Source organism: Candidatus Enterococcus willemsii (assembly GCF_009933335.1).
Lineage (GTDB): Bacteria > Bacillota > Bacilli > Lactobacillales > Enterococcaceae > Enterococcus_F > Enterococcus_F willemsii.
Window position 1 is genome coordinate 49112 of sequence record NZ_MAEL01000014.1, and the last position, 16628, is coordinate 65739.

17 protein-coding genes are annotated in these 16628 nt (G+C 36.2%); 15 read left to right on the forward strand and 2 right to left on the reverse strand.

Features of this window, described 5'->3' with window-relative positions; genetic code table 11:
• Positions 1–94: 94 nt before the first annotated feature.
• The 7 genes from hprK to BAU17_RS02215 all read left to right on the forward strand — a co-directional run bounded on the left by hprK (position 95) and on the right by BAU17_RS02215 (position 5430).
• Positions 95–1030 carry an HPr(Ser) kinase/phosphatase gene (gene hprK, locus BAU17_RS02185; RefSeq protein WP_161901180.1) on the forward strand — a complete coding sequence of 312 codons (936 nt, stop codon included), beginning with the start codon at positions 95–97 and terminating at the stop codon, positions 1028–1030.
• A 12-nt stretch (positions 1031–1042) separates the two neighbouring features.
• On the forward strand, positions 1043–1876 hold the full coding sequence (gene lgt / locus BAU17_RS02190) for a prolipoprotein diacylglyceryl transferase (RefSeq protein ID WP_161901181.1): 834 nt from the start codon (positions 1043–1045) through the stop codon (positions 1874–1876).
• An 81-nt stretch (positions 1877–1957) separates the two neighbouring features.
• The gene (locus BAU17_RS02195) at positions 1958–2971 is read left to right on the forward strand and encodes an NAD(P)H-dependent glycerol-3-phosphate dehydrogenase (RefSeq protein ID WP_161901182.1); all 1014 of its coding nucleotides are present in this window, start codon (positions 1958–1960) and stop codon (positions 2969–2971) included.
• A gap of 19 nt (positions 2972–2990) precedes the next feature.
• Positions 2991–3911: a UTP--glucose-1-phosphate uridylyltransferase GalU gene (gene galU / locus BAU17_RS02200; RefSeq protein WP_161901183.1), complete on the forward strand. Its 921-nt coding sequence runs from the start codon at positions 2991–2993 to the stop codon at positions 3909–3911.
• Between the two features lie 131 nt (positions 3912–4042).
• Entirely contained in the window at positions 4043–4489 is a 447-nt protein-coding gene (locus BAU17_RS02205; protein ID WP_161901184.1) for a DUF948 domain-containing protein, read from the forward strand.
• Positions 4482–5030, forward strand: a complete 549-nt coding sequence (locus tag BAU17_RS02210) for a YtxH domain-containing protein (RefSeq protein ID WP_161901185.1) — start codon at positions 4482–4484, stop codon at positions 5028–5030. Before BAU17_RS02205 ends, BAU17_RS02210 begins: the two co-directional genes overlap by 8 nt.
• A gap of 49 nt (positions 5031–5079) precedes the next feature.
• The gene (locus BAU17_RS02215; protein ID WP_161901186.1) at positions 5080–5430 is read left to right on the forward strand and encodes a hypothetical protein; all 351 of its coding nucleotides are present in this window, start codon (positions 5080–5082) and stop codon (positions 5428–5430) included.
• 60 nt (positions 5431–5490) lie between these two features.
• Here BAU17_RS02215 and BAU17_RS02220 read toward each other — a convergent pair whose 3' ends face one another.
• Complete coding sequence (locus BAU17_RS02220) at positions 5491–6594, reverse strand: M24 family metallopeptidase (RefSeq protein WP_161901187.1); 1104 nt, start codon at positions 6592–6594, stop codon at positions 5491–5493.
• A 182-nt stretch (positions 6595–6776) separates the two neighbouring features.
• Between BAU17_RS02220 and ccpA the strand changes: the two genes are divergently transcribed.
• Positions 6777–7775, forward strand: coding sequence for a catabolite control protein A (gene ccpA / locus BAU17_RS02225; RefSeq protein ID WP_161901188.1), 999 nt, complete (start codon positions 6777–6779; stop codon positions 7773–7775).
• 83 nt (positions 7776–7858) lie between these two features.
• Here ccpA and BAU17_RS02230 read toward each other — a convergent pair whose 3' ends face one another.
• The gene (locus BAU17_RS02230; protein WP_231474802.1) at positions 7859–10231 is read right to left on the reverse strand and encodes a transglycosylase domain-containing protein; all 2373 of its coding nucleotides are present in this window, start codon (positions 10229–10231) and stop codon (positions 7859–7861) included.
• Positions 10232–10448: 217 nt separating this feature from the next.
• Between BAU17_RS02230 and tyrS the strand changes: the two genes are divergently transcribed.
• The 7 genes from tyrS (at position 10449) to BAU17_RS02265 (ending at position 16627) form a co-directional block, all read left to right on the forward strand.
• On the forward strand, positions 10449–11708 hold the full coding sequence (gene tyrS, locus BAU17_RS02235; RefSeq protein WP_161901189.1) for a tyrosine--tRNA ligase: 1260 nt from the start codon (positions 10449–10451) through the stop codon (positions 11706–11708).
• A 57-nt stretch (positions 11709–11765) separates the two neighbouring features.
• On the forward strand, positions 11766–12680 hold the full coding sequence (locus BAU17_RS02240) for an AEC family transporter (protein ID WP_161901190.1): 915 nt from the start codon (positions 11766–11768) through the stop codon (positions 12678–12680).
• A gap of 41 nt (positions 12681–12721) precedes the next feature.
• Positions 12722–13612, forward strand: a complete 891-nt coding sequence (locus tag BAU17_RS02245; RefSeq protein WP_161901191.1) for a deoxyribonuclease IV — start codon at positions 12722–12724, stop codon at positions 13610–13612.
• Positions 13613–13902: 290 nt separating this feature from the next.
• Positions 13903–14385, forward strand: coding sequence for a MarR family winged helix-turn-helix transcriptional regulator (locus BAU17_RS02250; protein ID WP_161901192.1), 483 nt, complete (start codon positions 13903–13905; stop codon positions 14383–14385).
• Positions 14386–14391: 6 nt separating this feature from the next.
• The gene (locus tag BAU17_RS02255) at positions 14392–15132 is read left to right on the forward strand and encodes a hypothetical protein (RefSeq protein WP_161901193.1); all 741 of its coding nucleotides are present in this window, start codon (positions 14392–14394) and stop codon (positions 15130–15132) included.
• A gap of 435 nt (positions 15133–15567) precedes the next feature.
• Positions 15568–15942 (forward strand): GntR family transcriptional regulator, encoded by a 375-nt coding sequence (locus BAU17_RS02260; protein WP_161901194.1) that lies wholly within the window; start codon positions 15568–15570, stop codon positions 15940–15942.
• Positions 15929–16627: an ATP-binding cassette domain-containing protein gene (locus tag BAU17_RS02265; RefSeq protein WP_161901195.1), complete on the forward strand. Its 699-nt coding sequence runs from the start codon at positions 15929–15931 to the stop codon at positions 16625–16627. The genes BAU17_RS02260 and BAU17_RS02265 overlap by 14 nt, the downstream gene beginning before the upstream one ends.
• Position 16628: the final 1 nt, after the last annotated feature.

The following is a 16628-nucleotide window of genomic DNA, read 5'->3' on the forward strand; positions in this document are numbered from 1 at the left end:
ATTTATTTAAGAGAAAATCTTTACTTTCATAGTATCTTTTCGCTGATAATGTTAAAATAAAACGGAACCAAGGTTTTAGAAAAGAGGGAAAAGAATGACAGAAACCGTCAAAGTAAGAGAATTAGCTGAAGCATTAAAATTAGAAATTGTTTCGGGCGGAGAAGAAGCACTGGATCGTGATATTACGACAGCTGATATTTCTCGTCCTGGATTAGAATTAACTGGTTATTTTAATTATTATTCACACAATCGGTTACAATTATTTGGAAGTAAAGAAGTTACGTTCTCACATCGAATGATGCCGGAAGAGCGTTTAATGATTTTACGTCGCTTGTGTGCAGATGATACACCAGCGTTTGTTATTTCTCGTGGAATGAAAGTTTCAGATGAAATGATTCAAGCGAGTGAAGAAAATAAGATTGCTGTCTTACGTTCAAAAGTATCTACATCACGTTTATTAGGACAAATTTCAAGTTATTTAGATGGTCGCTTAGCATTACGTACGAATGTACATGGTGTATTAGTCGATGTATATGGTTTAGGCGTGTTGATTCAAGGGGACAGCGGCATTGGTAAGAGTGAAACTGCCTTAGAACTAATTAAACGCGGCCACCGATTGATTGCCGATGACCGTGTGGATATCTATAAACAAGATGAATTAACATTAATTGGTGAACCACCTAAGATTTTAGAACATTTAATCGAAATTCGCGGAATTGGGATTATTGATGTCATGAATTTATTTGGAGCAAGTGCTGTTCGAGGATCAATGCAAGTCCAATTAGCAGTTTACTTAGAGGCTTGGGCTAAGGATAAAAAATACGATCGCTTGGGTTCGTCTGATGAAGCGGTGACTTTAGGAGAAGTGGATATTCCGCAAATTAAGATTCCAGTTAAAACAGGTCGAAATGTTGCGATTATTATCGAAGTTGCTGCGATGAATTTCCGAGCGAAAACAATGGGCTACGATGCGACACAAGCGTTTGAAGATCGTTTAAGTCAATTAATTGAAGAAAACTCAAATGTATAGGAAGTGATAGAAATGGGAGAACCAGTTAATCGTGTCGCTTTTGAACTATTTGGGATTGCCATCTATTGGTATGCGATTATTATTATTTCAGGTGTCGTGATAGCAATGTGGCTTAGCACTCGAGAATCCTTAAGAGTTGGGATGCGACAAGATGATGTATCAGACTTTATGTTAGTTGCCTTGCCAATAGCATTTATTGGTGCACGTCTATATTATGTCTTATTTAATCTTGAGCCGTATATAGCAGAGCCAATGCAGGTCTTTAATATACGTTCTGGTGGTTTAGCAATTTATGGAGGCTTAATCGCAGGTGGTATTTGGTTATATATCTATTGCCAACGTCATTTTATTTCAACGTGGACCTTTTTAGATATTGCAGCACCTAGTGTCTTATTAGCACAAGGCATTGGTCGTTGGGGGAACTTTATGAATCACGAGGCATTTGGTGGCGAAACCACACGTGCTTTTTTAGAAAAACTTCATTTGCCGAATTTTATTATTAATAATATGTATATTGAAGGGGCTTATCGACAGCCAACATTTTTATACGAGTCAGTCTGGAATGTCATTGGCTTTGTGTTGTTACTATTCTTACGTAAAAAGACTGGTTTATTGAAACAAGGAGAAGTCTTTTTAAGTTATATCCTTTGGTATAGCTTTGGTCGGATGTTTATTGAAGGTATGCGAACCGATAGTTTATATTTGTTTAGTTCAATTCGCGTATCTCAATTATTGTCTTTATTGTTATTTATTGATGGTTGGATCGTATTGATTTGGCGTCGTAAAAAACAAACAAGTTTGAAGGAGTATGATCGCTCACGTGGTTCCAATGAGTATTTAATCTAGCCAGACAGATGAAGAAGAATATGATAAAATTGAGCTATATATTTGAAGATAATTTGTTATGAATTAGAGGAGGTTTCCATTGTGAAACAAAAAATTGCAGTTTTAGGCCCAGGTTCTTGGGGGACAGCGTTAGCCCAAGTATTAGCTGAAAATGGCCATACAGTCAAGTTATGGGGACACAATCCGGCACAAATTGATGAAATAAACACATACCATACCAATAGACATTATTTACCAAATATTAAAATCCCTACGAGTATCAAAGGCATTAAAGAGTTAAAAGAAGCCGTAATAGATGTTGATGCCATTTTATTTGTTGTACCAACGAAAGCCATTCGCGAAGTGGCTAAAGAAGTAGCAATATCTGTGAATACAAAGCCGTATATCATCCATGCATCAAAAGGTTTAGAGCAAGGAACGCACAAACGCATTTCAGAGATTTTATCAGAAGAAATTCCAGAAAGTAAGCGTCAAGAAATTATCGTATTGTCTGGACCAAGTCATGCAGAAGAAGTGGCTGTTCATGATATTACAACGATTACAGCTGCTAGCGAAAAATTAGAAGCTGCGAACTATGTACAAGATTTATTTATGAACGATTACTTCCGTATTTACACGAATACTGATGTAATTGGCGTGGAAACAGGGGCCGCATTGAAAAATATTATTGCTATTGGTGCAGGCGCCATTGCTGGCTTAGGATTTGGTGATAATGCCAAAGCTGCGATTATGACACGCGGACTAGCCGAAATTAGTCGATTAGGTGTCGCAATGGGTGCTGATCCATTGACTTTTATCGGTTTAAGTGGTGTCGGCGATCTGATTGTGACGGGTACGAGTGTTCATTCACGTAATTGGCGTGCGGGCAATCTTTTAGGTAAAGGAAAGAAACTAGATGAAGTCCTTGAAAATATGGGAATGATTGTCGAAGGCGTGGCTACCACAAAAGCAGCTATGGAGCTAGCAACAAGTCTAAATGTTGATATGCCAATTACCAAAACCATTTACAATGTCTTGTATGAAGGAAAAGATATCCATCAAGCAGCAAAAGAAATTATGCTTCGTGATGGTAAAGTAGAAAATGAATTTTCTTAATCATGAAGGAGGGGACAAGATGAAAGTCAAAAAAGCCGTGATTCCTGCAGCTGGTTTAGGGACACGATTTTTACCAGCAACGAAAGCAATGGCAAAGGAAATGTTACCGATTGTAGATAAACCAACCATCCAATTTATTGTGGAAGAAGCGTTAAAATCAGGAATTGAAGATATTTTAATTGTGACTGGTAAAGCGAAACGTCCGATTGAAGATCACTTTGATGCGAATTTAGAGCTAGAAATGAATTTAAAAGAAAAAGGCAAAGATGAGCTGTTGAAGCTTGTAGAAGAAACAACTGAAGTGAATTTACACTTTATCCGCCAAACGCACCCAAGAGGATTGGGGCATGCCGTTTTACAAGCCAAAGCATTTGTTGGTAATGAACCGTTTATTGTCATGCTAGGCGATGACTTGATGGAAGACAAAGTGCCGCTTACAAAACAATTAATTAATGACTACGAAAAAACACATGCATCAACCATTGCGGTTATGAAAGTTCCGCATGAAGAGACATCAAAATACGGCATCATTAATCCAGAAGGTGAAGTAACCAAAGGTCTGTATAATGTAAAAAGCTTTGTCGAAAAACCACAGCCTGAAGATGCACCAAGCGATTTAGCCATTATTGGACGTTATCTACTGACACCAGAAATTTTTGATATTTTAGAAAATCAAGCACCTGGCGCAGGGAATGAAATTCAATTAACAGATGCTATTGATACCTTAAACTTGACACAGCGTGTATTTGCGCGTGAATTTAAAGGTCAACGTCACGATGTCGGCGATAAATTAGGCTTTTTAAAAACGAGTATTGATTATGGTTTAACACATCCTGAAATCAAGATTGGCTTAAAAGACTACATTATTGAGCTAGGAAAAATGCTAGAAGAAAAAGAACAACCAGTCTTGAAAGAAACAACATCGACCAAAGAAAAATAACAAAAAGGCCTTTTTCCACTCTTTGATGGAATAAGGTCTTTTCAAAAAAAGCTTTCATGGCATCGCTTTTATTTGTATAATAAATTTTGAAATGATATGCTATATAATAAGAGTTGGAAGGGAGTTTTTCTATGACAGCTGGAGGAATCGCAGGGCTAATCGCAGCTATTGCCTTTGCAGTATTGGTACTTTTCTTAATCCGCGTATTATTAAAAGTTGAAAAAACAGTTGCATCTGTGCAAACAACCGTTGTGGAAGCGAATAAAACAATTAGTGTAGTCACCAAAGATGTAGATATTCTAACTCGAGAAGTTGAAGGTCTTTTGGTGAAAAGCAATGAGTTATTGCAAGATGTAAATCAAAAAGTAGCGACAATAGATCCATTGTTTACAGCAGTTGCTGACTTGAGTACAAGTGTATCAGAATTAAATTATTCAAGTAAAAATCTTGTTTCTCGTTTAGGGACTTTAGGTCGTACGACTGCACAAGCAACAATTGCAGGAAAAGTTGGTCAAACAGCAATGAAATTTTTTAACCAACAAAAACAAAAAAATAGCGGGAGTGATTTAAATGAGTAAAAACGGTGGCTTTTTATTAGGTGCAATTATCGGAGGGACAGCAGCTGCAGTAACTGCTTTGTTGTTAGCACCAGAATCAGGAAAAGAATTACGTAATAAATTAGGGAAACAAGTCGATGATTTATTAGATGTAGCATCAGATTATACGGATATCGCCAAAGAAAAAGGGGAAGATTTAGCCGATCTTGCGAAAGAAAAGGCAAGCAGTTTAGGCAAGCAAGCCGAAGATTTGGCCCAAACTTTGAAAGACAAAGCATCAGATACAGTTGAAGATGCGGAAGATGCTGTAGAAAATGTGGCTGAAGATACAAATGATTTTGCTTCACGCTTCAAAAAAAATGCGGAAGATGTGGCCGATGAAGCCGAAGATGTCGCAGAAGATATCGTCATTGACGTGAAAGACACTGTTTCTGATGCACAAGAAATTGTTGCTGAAGGAGTAGAAGAAGTAGAGGAAACTCAACCAATTCCAACAGAAGACTTTGAAGAAACAGTCGAAGAATTAAAAGAAAAATTTGAAGAAAATAATCCAGAAGTATAAGCAAGATGGGGCATAAGCCCCATCTTTTTTGCTAAAAAGGAGTACGAAGATGCAAATTGAACGTAGTAATACATGTAATAATTCACCGAAAAACCGGTTTGTGGAAGAATTTACCCTTGCGATATTCCAAGAAAAGTTAGAAAATTTTAAGGAGCAACATACTGAGCAATGGTTTGAAATTGTGGGACAAGTGAGCACTGAGTTAGCTGATCAAATCACAGAAATTCAACGAATAAAAATTATTTCAAGTATTAGTCATGGTAAATTCGGTGCTTGTACAGGAGTATTGTCTGCTAAACAACAAACTTATTCATTCGTGGTGCATTATGAATTCGTCTCAACTACTAAGAAAGTTGTGGATCATGCAAAACTTTTTTTAATTGAAGAGAAAGATAATTGAAGAAAATCCGAATGCTTACGTCAAGAAATTGTTACGAGCATTCGGATTTTTTATTTCGGATTAATCAATAATAAGTAATTCTTTGGAAGTATGAGTCAATGGTTGTGAGCCGTCTTTTGTCACATATACACAATCTTCGATTCGTACGCCAACTTGATTTGGCAAATAAATACCAGGTTCAATTGAAAAACACATGCCTTCTTCGATGACTAAATCATTGCCAGCCACAAGTGACGGATATTCATGGACAGAGGTGCCAATCCCATGACCTAAGCGATGATTAAATGCATCGCCATATCCGTAACTTTCGATAATATCACGCGCAATTTTATCAAGCTGACCAGCTGTAACACCCGGTTTCACAGCTGCTTGCGCGGCTAGTTGTGCTTCCAAAACAATTGAATAGACTTCTTTTTGGAAAGCGGTTGGTTCTTTATAAGCAACTGTTCGCGTAGCATCACTACAATAGCCTTTCCAAACAACTCCAAGGTCAAATAACACAAGCTCATTTTTTTGCACAAGTGTTTTATTCGGTGCACCATGTGGACTAGCTGCATGTGGTCCTACAAGGACGGTTGTATCAAAGGACATGTGCGCGACACCTTTACGTTTTAAGCGATATTCGATTTCTGCTGCAATTTCTTCTTCTGTTGCTCCATCTTTAATTGCTGCAAAACCCGTTTCAAAGGCGAAGTCGGCCCATTGTCCAGCTTCTATCAATATATCGATTTCCTGCGAAGTTTTGCATAATTGCATACGTTGGATGATGGGTGTGACATCTTTAGAAAAGTCAGTTGAAGCAAAAAATGGTTGTAATTGTTCAAAGCGATCTAATGTAAAGGTCGCTTTTTCAATTGCCAGTTGTTGGGGTTGACCATAACGGTTGTTAATTTCATGAGCAATCACTTGCCAAGGGTTTTCTGTATCTAAATAACCAACAACATCAAAAGGCCAACTACTTTGTCTAGCTGTCTCGGCTTCTAAAGCAGGGGTAAATAAAAATGGGTCATGGCTAGTAGAAAGAAACAACGCTAGAACACGCTCATGAGGGTCACTAGTAAAGCCAGAGAGATAGGCAATTGTATTTGGATTCGTGATATAGGTAACGTCAACATTTTCTTTCCTCATCCAATGTTTGAGTTCTTGTATTTTTTCTTGATTCATAAACAACCTTCTTTCTTTTTCTTCTATTGTATCACTAAATTCTTAAAAAAGTTTGAAGCAAGTTGTTATTTTCATGAAAATGAAACTAAAACGGTTGCAAATGTTGAAGAAATTTGCTATTCTATCTAAGAAATGTAAACCGTATTTTCAGAAAATGGAATTGGATAGGAGAACTAAAGAATATGGAGAAACAAACTATTACTATTTATGATGTCGCAAGAGAAGCAAATGTATCGATGGCTACAGTCTCTCGTGTTGTAAATGGCAATCCCAACGTCAAACCTGCCACTCGTAAAAAAGTACTAGAAGTAATTGATCGTCTTGATTATCGCCCAAATGCTGTTGCTCGAGGCTTGGCTAGTAAAAAAACCACCACAGTGGGTGTGATTATTCCTGATGTCAGCAATATGTTTTTTGCCTCTTTAGCTCGTGGTATTGATGATGTTGCAACGATGTATAAATACAATATTATTTTAGCAAACTCTGATGGCGACAGCCTAAAAGAAGTAAATGTATTGAATAATTTATTAGCAAAACAAGTAGATGGTGTCATCTTTATGGGTCACCGTATTACAGATGAAATTCGTGGAGAATTTTCACGTTCAAAAACTCCAGTTGTTTTAGCTGGTTCAATTGATCCGGATGAACAAGTTGGTAGTGTAAATATTGATTATACGTCAGCGACAAAAGAAGCTGTTAGCTTATTAGCAAAAAACAATCAAAAAATTGCTTTCATTAGTGGTGCTTTAATTGATCCAATCAATGGTCAAAATCGTTTGAATGGGTATAAAGAAGCTTTGAAAGACAACAACTTGGAATACAACGAAGGTTTAATTTTTGAAGCACCTTATTCTTTCAAAGACGGTTTAGCTTTAGTTGAACGTTTATTGAATAGTGGCGCCACAGCTGCTTATGTTACAGATGATGAATTAGCTATTGGTATTTTAGATGGTTTATATGATCGTGGTGTCAAAGTGCCAGAAGACTTTGAAATTATCACAAGTAACAACTCATTATTAACAGATGTTGCTCGTCCTCGATTATCAAGTGTGAGTCAACCATTATATGATATCGGTGCGGTTGCCATGCGTCTATTAACAAAAATGATGAATAAAGAAGATGTTGAACAAAAAACAATTGTTTTACCATACAACATTTTAGAAAAAGGTTCAACAAAATAATAAAGTCGAAGTTTGGTAGCTTGCTACCGAACTTTTTTTATGTAAAAAAACTCCAAAAGCCATAAGGACTTTTGGAGCGAAAACTAATCTTCTTTTTTCTTTTCTTCTTTTTTCTCTTTTTTAGGGGGGGTTGCTCTTCTTTGGTTTGAAGGAGTAGGGATTGCTTTTTTCCAATAATCAGCATAATTAGCATCGGTACCACCAATACCAAATTTGAAACTAGCATTAGCGGGCCCACCTTTTGCCCAGTAGGAAGCAACTGTCTCATTAGGAACGCTGATTGAACGATTATTGACAGTGACTTTTCCACCTGGTTTGGTTCCAGTAAATTTAGAGACTTGATAAGTGTTTACGTTTGAATCAAGTTCAAATTTATCATTCACACCAATCACATCAGGTTTTGTCTGATAGATAGAATTAGCTAAATATGCCATATATTGTGCCGTTCGACGGCCTGCATCTTGATCAGTTGGTTTGTTGTCTTCACGCCCAGACCAGCTACTCAAGGTCACTTTAGGGGTAGAAACAACTAGCCATGAATCAACATATTCATCGGTTGTTCCTGTTTTACCAACCCAATCAGCATTGCCTAAATTCCAATCTAAGTTTTTAAGGTTCGATAAGAATGGTGTGGTAACTGCTTCTGTTAAAACGCTACGCATCAAATCATTCATGATAGAGGCAGTAGCTGGTGAAAATACTTGAACAGGTGCTGCTTCATGTTGATAAAGAACGTTACCTTTCGAATCTTTAATGGATTCAATAATATAACCTTCTTGATAGACCCCCTTATTAGCAAGGGTTTGGAATCCATTTGTTTGAGCTAACGTAGTGAGTTCCATTACACCCATCGGCGCAGATTCATATTGCCAGACAGGGGTATCGGGATAATTCATTTCTTTTAAATAATTATCATAAACAAAGGTTGGAGACCCCATTTCATTTAACACTTCTTGATATAAATGTCTAGCAGGGATATTATTTGAATGAACAATCGTTTCGCGAACGGTTTGGAATGTTTTTGAACCAGCATTAGTTGCATTCATAATCGGAGAGCCGGCATCTTCACCAAATTCCCAATTCGTTGGGTAATCAGAAACACGAGATTCACTACCAACTAAACCTTGATCTAATGCTGGTGCGTAAACTGATACGGGTTTGATTGCAGAACCTGCTTGACGTTTTGAACTAAACGCATGATTATATGGATTGCTTGCATAATCACGTCCGCCGATAAAACCTAAAATTTTCCCAGTATTATTTTCCATTAGCACGTTGCCGACTTCAATACTTGAGCCATTATCTAACATGTAACCATAATTTTGAACAGCTTCTTGCATCGATTGATAAAGATCCTTATCAATTGTTGATTGAACCGTATACCCACCATTGGCTAATTTGAATTCTGCTTTTTGAAGATAATCTTGATACACTTCATCTGTTGCAAAATCTTCAGCGCTAACTTTCGCTTCATCTGCTAATTGTTTTGCGACGATTTTTAATGCTTCACCCATGACAGTGTTGTATAAGAAGCCTTGTTCGTCATTGTCAGGCGTTCCTTTTGGTTTAAAATCAGCTGTTAAATCATAAGCAAGGGCTTCTTCGTATTCCTTTTTCGAAATATCATGATTTCGATACATACTGAAGAGCACAAAATCTTTTCGGTTTAAGCCGTATTCTAAATTATCTTGAAAATCGCCACTGTTTGTATAGGGGCTATAAGAAATAGGACTTTGTGGCAAACCAGCAATAAATGCGGCTTGTGGTAAATTAACATCGCTTGCATTGATACCAAATATCCCTTGCGCCGCTTCCTGAACACCAGCAATATTTTGACCTAAATTATTTCGACCAAAAGGTGAAATATTGAGATACATTGCGATGATTTCATCTTTAGAAAAATTCTTTTCCACTTCCATTGCCAGTAAGATTTCATTGGCTTTACGTTTAAAAGTTGTTTCATCGCTTAAAATTTGCTGCTTCACTAATTGTTGCGTTAAAGTAGAACCACCGCTACTACCAATCCCAGTTACTTCTGAGATTAAGGCACGTAAAACAGCTTTTGGCACAACGCCTTTATGCTCGTAAAAATATTCATCTTCGGTGGCAACCACTGCTTTTTTCAACCAGTCAGAAATCTGATCAGAAGGGATGCTTGTTCGGAATAAATCAGAACGAATGGTGGCAATCGATGAATTATCTGCATAGGCTAACTTAGATGTTTCGGTAATATTACCTAAATCTTGTTGCAATTCTTGTTTGGTCGGAGGATCAGTATCTTTTACTAAGTAGGCAAAATATCCCAAACCAATACCAGCACCCAATGCACCAAGCATTAACATTAAAGAAATACCGACTAAAATCAAAGACTGCATCACTCGGATTACGACATTAAAATAAAACCAGCCAGTAGAGCCTTCTTTCTTTGGTGTTATTTTTTTTCCTTTTTGGGACAAATTAGTCACCTCAATTTTCTTTTGATTCCGTTTGATTATAACAAAAAAATCGGTTGATTCCAAAAATTTTTGAAGTGTTTTATTCGAATGAGTAGAATATTTTAGTCTTTTTAAAGATTCTTAGGGTAGAATCAAGGTTTTTTTGATAGTTTCTCTTTTCTTTCACTGGATTTTCAGTTAATATGAAAAATGAGTATTTATTGAGGAGGAAAATTACATGAGTTCAGACTTTTTTCAAGAACTAAAAGCACGTGGCTTAGTTCATCAAACAACAGACGAATCAGCATTAGAAAAACAATTAAATGAAGAGTCTGTCAAATTGTATGTCGGCTTCGACCCAACTGCAGATAGCTTGCATATTGGTCATTTATTGCCAGTCTTGATGCTTCGTCGTTTCCAACAAAATGGCCATGTGCCGATTGCGTTAGTCGGTGGGGGAACTGGAATGATTGGGGATCCATCATTTAAAGACCAAGAGCGTCAATTAAATACATTGGATACCGTTCAAAACTGGTCACAAAGCATTAAAAATCAATTGTCTCGTTTTATTAATTTTGACGACGACACAAATCCAGCAATTATTGCAAATAACTATGATTGGTTAGGTTCTATCTCACTGATTGATTTTTTACGTGATGTGGGTAAAAACTTTACAATTAATTACATGATGAGTAAAGAAAGTGTGAAACGTCGAATTGAATCGGGGATTTCGTATACAGAATTTGCTTACCAATTGTTACAAGCGTATGATTTTCTAAAATTATATGAAACACATGGTTGCTTATTACAACTAGGTGGAAGTGACCAATGGGGAAATATTACCTCAGGAATTGAGTTATTACGTCGTGAAAAAGAAGTCCAAGGTTTTGGTTTAACGATGCCTTTGATTACAAAAGCAGACGGTACAAAATTTGGAAAAACTGAAGGTAATGCCGTTTGGTTGGATCCAGAAAAAACAACACCATATGAGTTTTACCAATTTTGGATTAATACAGATGACCGTGATGTCATTAAGTTCTTAAAATATTTCACGTTCTTATCTTTAGATGAAATTGCTGACATTGAAGAAGCCTTCAATCAAGCACCTGAAAAACGTGTTGCTCAAAAAGCTTTGGCACAAGAAGTGACGACACTTGTTCATGGAAAAGAAGCTTACGAACAAGCGGTACGCATTTCTCAAGCGTTATTCAGTGGCGAGATTAAGAGTTTATCTAGCGAAGAAATCAAACAAGGTTTCAAAGGTGTACCAACATATAACGTGCAAGCAGAAGACAATTTAAACTTAATCGAATTATTGATTACAGCAGGAATTGAACCTTCGAAACGTCAAGCACGTGAAGATGTCCAAAATGGTGCGATTTACATTAATGGAGAGCGTGTCCAAGAAACAACCTATGAATTGAGCGATGCAGATAAAATCGGAGAAGCAACAGTTATCCGTCGCGGCAAGAAAAAGTATTTCTTGTTACAATTTTAATCAAACCGAAGAGATTGTTATTTAACAGTCTCTTTTTTTGTAAAGGAGCAACAAAAAGTGGAAGCAATATTGATTCAAGCAGTCGGATTATTTTTGATTATTCTTTTGGGATTTTTCTTAAAACGAGTTGGATTACTTTCAAAAGCTGATGGAACAACCTTGTCAGTTGTGATTGTTAATGTCACGTTACCCGCAGTAGTTATTGTCAATTTGGCGAAATTGTCGATGCAAGCTGATTTAGTATTATTTATTATTATAGGATTTGTCTGGTCACTTGTGCAAATAGCAATTGCCTGGTTCGCTTCGCGTAAAGATTCAGCCAAACTACAGCAATTATATATGTATTGTGCATCAGGCTTTAATATTGGTAATTTTACGTTACCATTTGTCCAAGGTTTTTTACCGATGGGCGTCCCGTTCATCTCAATGTTTGATATGGGAAATAGTATTATGTTGTGTGGAGGAACCAATATTGTTGTAGATCGACTTGTGGGAAACAACACTAGTTTTCATCCAAAACAAATCGCATTAAGATTGGTTCGTTCCATTCCATTTACTTGTTATTTAGTGATGTTATGTCTTCGTATCGTAAATATTACATTACCAGATAGCTTCTTGACAATGCTACAACCAGTCGCTTCAGCAAATGTCTTTTTATCTATGTTTATGATTGGTCTGTATTTAGAACTACGCTTACCGAAGAGTGCTGTGCGTGATGTTGTGAAGCTATTAAGCATTCGTTACGGCGTAGGGCTTGCGATTATTGTCGCTTTTTATTTTTTACCAATCCCGCATTTGCAAAAAGTTATTTTGTCCTTGCTAGCTATTACACCAATTCCATTATTTGGAGTAATTAATTCGGTGTTAGCGGGCGTAAAAGAAGAAGTAGTTGGTTTTGCTTCATCGATTAGTTTCTTGTTGAGTTTGCCGTTGATGACTTTGGTTGTGTTAATTTTAGGTACAAGTGTATAGTAGTATTTTAGAATGTTAGCGAAATTGTAGGAGGATACTTTATGTTGATTGGATCGCACGTTTCAATGAGTGGAAAGAAAATGTTAATAGGGGCTGCAGAAGAAGCGGCTAGTTATCAAGCTTCCACATTTATGATTTATACAGGAGCGCCGCAAAATACGCGTCGTAAACCTTTAGAAGAAATGAATATTGAAGCAGGACAGGCATTTATGAGCGAACATCGATTATCAAATATGGTCGTTCATGCACCGTATATCATTAATTTAGGAAATACGATTAAACTAGAAAATTTTAGTTTTGCTATTGAATTTTTACGTGAGGAAATTCGCCGTGCCCAAGCCTTAGGTGCGACGCAAATCACCATGCATCCAGGTGCTCATGTCGGAGAAGGTGTTGAAAAAGGGATTGCTCAAATTGTTAAAGGCTTAAATGAAGTCCTTGATAAGAATCAAATTCCTCAAATTGCTTTAGAAACAATGGCCGGAAAAGGGACAGAAATTGGCCGGACGTTTGAAGAGTTAGCTGCAATTATTGATGGTGTCACGTTAAATGATAAGTTGTCAGTGACCTTAGATACTTGTCATATCAATGATGCTGGTTACAATGTGAAAGAGGACTTTGATGGCGTATTAGAAGAATTTGATAAAGTGATTGGTTTGGATCGTTTGAAAGTCATTCATGTCAATGATTCTAAAAATCCTCAAGGCTCACACAAAGACCGCCATGCAAATATTGGTTTTGGAACAATTGGGTTTGAGGCATTGCATAAAGTCGTGCACCATGAAAAACTATTGCAATTACCAAAAATTTTGGAAACACCGTATGTTGGTTCAGATAAAAAGAATAAAAAAGCACCTTATGGCTTTGAAATTGCGATGTTAAAATCAGGTGTATTTGACCCTGAATTGTTAGAGAAAATTATGAATCAATAAAAATAAACGAAGAGTTCGCTCTTCGTTTATTTTTTGGAGTATAAGGCTTTTGTAAGTATTAATTGGCCTATCCTATTTAATCAATATTAATTATTAGTTCTGGATGAGTCTTTCGTTTAATAAGTCCTAATTAGTTTAGAAAAAAATAGTAAGAATTAGAAAGTATGGATAGACGATTCGTATGGAATAATTTTAAAAGTAGAGTTCTTCGCGACTGAAGTCTCTACTTTTTGTTAATGACTTGACGAAAATAGTATAGTGCTATACTATTTTGTTGAGAGGTGACAACAATGGAAACAAATGAATTATTTAAACAATTTGTTGAAGAATTTTTGAAAATCAATAATAAATTAACTCAAATTCAAAAGAAGCCGGTACTCATTACACCTGATTTACAAATAAGTACAAGTCTTTTACACTTAATAGATGCTATCGGCACTTACCCACGATCGACAATTACTGAAATTGCAGCGAAATTAGGTGTGACGAAAGGAAGTATTTCTCAACAAATACCTAAATTAATCCAATTAGGATTGGTTCGAATTTATCAAGTGGAAGAAAATAAAAAAAATAAACAGCTTGTTCTTACAAAAAAAGGTGAAAGTGTAAATGAATCACATGCGACACTCCATGATGGGCTTTATTCAACAATAAAACAGCAATTATCGCATTTTACTCCAGAACAACAGCTCGTTCTATTGGAAATATTAAATAAAATTTCATTTAGTATAGAAGAATATCAAAAGAAATTAACTAAGGGGAATGAGGAATGATAGATTATGGATATTTTTATCAATAACAAAAGAGTTTCGAATGAGGAAATTGATGCTTGGGAATTTAAAAGATTGAAATATCAATATCAGTTTTTTATGAAGAGAGGATATGACCTAACTAATCCATCGGAAGCACCAAATATTAAATCAGCCCGAAAAGACATGGGGCGGTTTAAAGCATCGATAAAGCCTGAACAACTAAGGAGAATTCTCAAAAATAGGTACAAAATTGGTAATCTTATTTCAAAGATGACTGCTTTGCTCTCTAGAGGAAAAAGAAGATATAGCATGACTGAATTTTTTATTCCAACAACCCTGAGTCCAGAAAGAGTGATGGATGATATAAAAAAAATAATGCTTGAAAATACGCAGGAACACCTTTTCATGAACTTAGCAACTAATCCGGATCATTTTGTATTGTTAGGTATCGGTGATAATATTCAAGAAGTTGTGGAAATGACTGGTGGGTCACCTTTACCAACAAGATTTTTTGCGCATTATGGAGATGAAAGTGGTTTGACATCTAGTCGAAGTGAGGGCTATCTTGTACAACTAGCAGGATGTGCAAAACTAGAAGACGGAACAGTCATTGGAGGGGTACGTCATCAAATAAAAAGAGAAGAAAATGGCATAAGGTTTAAAGCACTGGTGGAATTTCCTAGTATGGTACCTAAATTTATGTTAAATAAGCATCAATATCATTTGGCATGTGAGTTTAGAGAATGGCTGGGATATATCATTAAATAAACTTGATAATACAAAGCATATTTGTACAAACGAATGAAGTAGCTAAGAGTCATCTTTAGAATTCACACGTTCATTGACTCTATATAGAAAATGGACGGTAAGAAGCATAACTATTAATAAAATCAATGAAGCAACAGGTATTTAGAAGTTTTTAATTGTTTAGGTAAGACTGTGGACGAAGTCAAAAATGGCTGAAGTCTACAGTCTTTTTATAAAAGGATGCGAAAGAAAAGTATCGGTTACGGTGGACAAAATAATGACCTTTGTAAAAAATTGACAATAGGGTTAGCAAAGAGGAAGATTTTCATATTTTTTGCTGATTTCAATCATAAGATGGAACAGTTAGAGAATTCTCTAGCTGTTTTTTTATTGTTGACAGCTTTTTTGTATTAGTGTACTATTTTGTTAGTACACTAATACGTGGAGGTGTCTTAGATGATTTTCTCGGATGGGCGGCCAATTTATAGTCAAATTATGGAATTTATCATTCAAGAAATTTTGTTAGAAAAAATAAAACCGGGGGAAAAAGTCATGGCAGTTAGAGAGTTAGCAATGGAATTATCGACGAATCCAAATACGGTTCAACGTGCGTTACAGGAATTAGAACGTTTGGAAATATTATATTCTATTCGTGGAAGAGGGCGTTTTGTTACAGATAATCAACAAATTTTAACCGCTCTGAAAGAAGAAAAGAAAAATGAAGTCGTGAAGGATTATTTGCAAAAAATGGCAAATATTGGTTTGTCTACAGATGAAGCGATTCGAGAAATTCAACGATTTATCGAGGTGAAGCACAATGACAATGATTGATGTAAAAGATGTTTCTTATAAAAAAAGAGGAAAAACGATTTTAGATAATATTAGTTTTCAATTAACAGGTGGGAAAATCGTGGCACTTTTAGGAGAGAATGGTGCGGGTAAGACGAGTATTTTACGTATTTTAGCTGGACTTGCTCGCGGTTGGAAAGGTCATATTACCATTGATGACCAAGCAATTGGTGCAAAAACGAAAGAAAACGTGGCGTTATTAATTTCTTTACAAGATTTCCCGAGAGAGATGACGATTCGCCAAGTAATGACATTTTATCAACGATTCTACGCCGATTTTGATAGTAAGAAAGTTCAAGAGCTAATGGCATTTATGGAATTAGATTCAACGAGTAAATTAAAAACTCTTTCTCGAGGTCAAATGGAAAAAGCAGCCTTGGCAATGACTTTAGCAAGAAATGCGAAAGTTTTTTTACTCGACGAACCGTTAAGTGGCATTGATTTATTGTCTCGTGAAAAAATCATTCAATCATTGTTACGTTGGTTTAATGAAGAAGCAATTTTATTGATGACCACTCACCAAATGAATGAAATTGAAAACATTGTAGATGAAGTGATAATCATTGCTGATCATAAAATCGCTATTCATAGCGGAATAGAAGAACTACGAGAAAGCCAACAGCTAGGGCTAGAAGGTATTTATCGGGAAATAGTGACGAAGGGGTGAG

Bases quoted from the DNA above. Each gene is read 5' to 3' on its own strand.
- hprK (WP_161901180.1), top strand. From the start codon at position 95: ATGACAGAAACCGTCAAAGTAAGAGAATTAGCTGAAGCATTAAAATTA.
- lgt (WP_161901181.1), top strand. From the start codon at position 1,043: ATGGGAGAACCAGTTAATCGTGTCGCTTTTGAACTATTTGGGATTGCC.
- galU (WP_161901183.1), top strand. From the start codon at position 2,991: ATGAAAGTCAAAAAAGCCGTGATTCCTGCAGCTGGTTTAGGGACACGA.
- BAU17_RS02205 (WP_161901184.1), top strand. From the start codon at position 4,043: ATGACAGCTGGAGGAATCGCAGGGCTAATCGCAGCTATTGCCTTTGCA.
- BAU17_RS02210 (WP_161901185.1), top strand. From the start codon at position 4,482: ATGAGTAAAAACGGTGGCTTTTTATTAGGTGCAATTATCGGAGGGACA.
- BAU17_RS02215 (WP_161901186.1), top strand. From the start codon at position 5,080: ATGCAAATTGAACGTAGTAATACATGTAATAATTCACCGAAAAACCGG.
- BAU17_RS02220 (WP_161901187.1), bottom strand. From the start codon at position 6,594: ATGAATCAAGAAAAAATACAAGAACTCAAACATTGGATGAGGAAAGAA.
- ccpA (WP_161901188.1), top strand. From the start codon at position 6,777: ATGGAGAAACAAACTATTACTATTTATGATGTCGCAAGAGAAGCAAAT.
- tyrS (WP_161901189.1), top strand. From the start codon at position 10,449: ATGAGTTCAGACTTTTTTCAAGAACTAAAAGCACGTGGCTTAGTTCAT.
- BAU17_RS02245 (WP_161901191.1), top strand. From the start codon at position 12,722: ATGTTGATTGGATCGCACGTTTCAATGAGTGGAAAGAAAATGTTAATA.
- BAU17_RS02250 (WP_161901192.1), top strand. From the start codon at position 13,903: ATGGAAACAAATGAATTATTTAAACAATTTGTTGAAGAATTTTTGAAA.
- BAU17_RS02255 (WP_161901193.1), top strand. From the start codon at position 14,392: ATGGATATTTTTATCAATAACAAAAGAGTTTCGAATGAGGAAATTGAT.
- BAU17_RS02260 (WP_161901194.1), top strand. From the start codon at position 15,568: ATGATTTTCTCGGATGGGCGGCCAATTTATAGTCAAATTATGGAATTT.
- BAU17_RS02265 (WP_161901195.1), top strand. From the start codon at position 15,929: ATGACAATGATTGATGTAAAAGATGTTTCTTATAAAAAAAGAGGAAAA.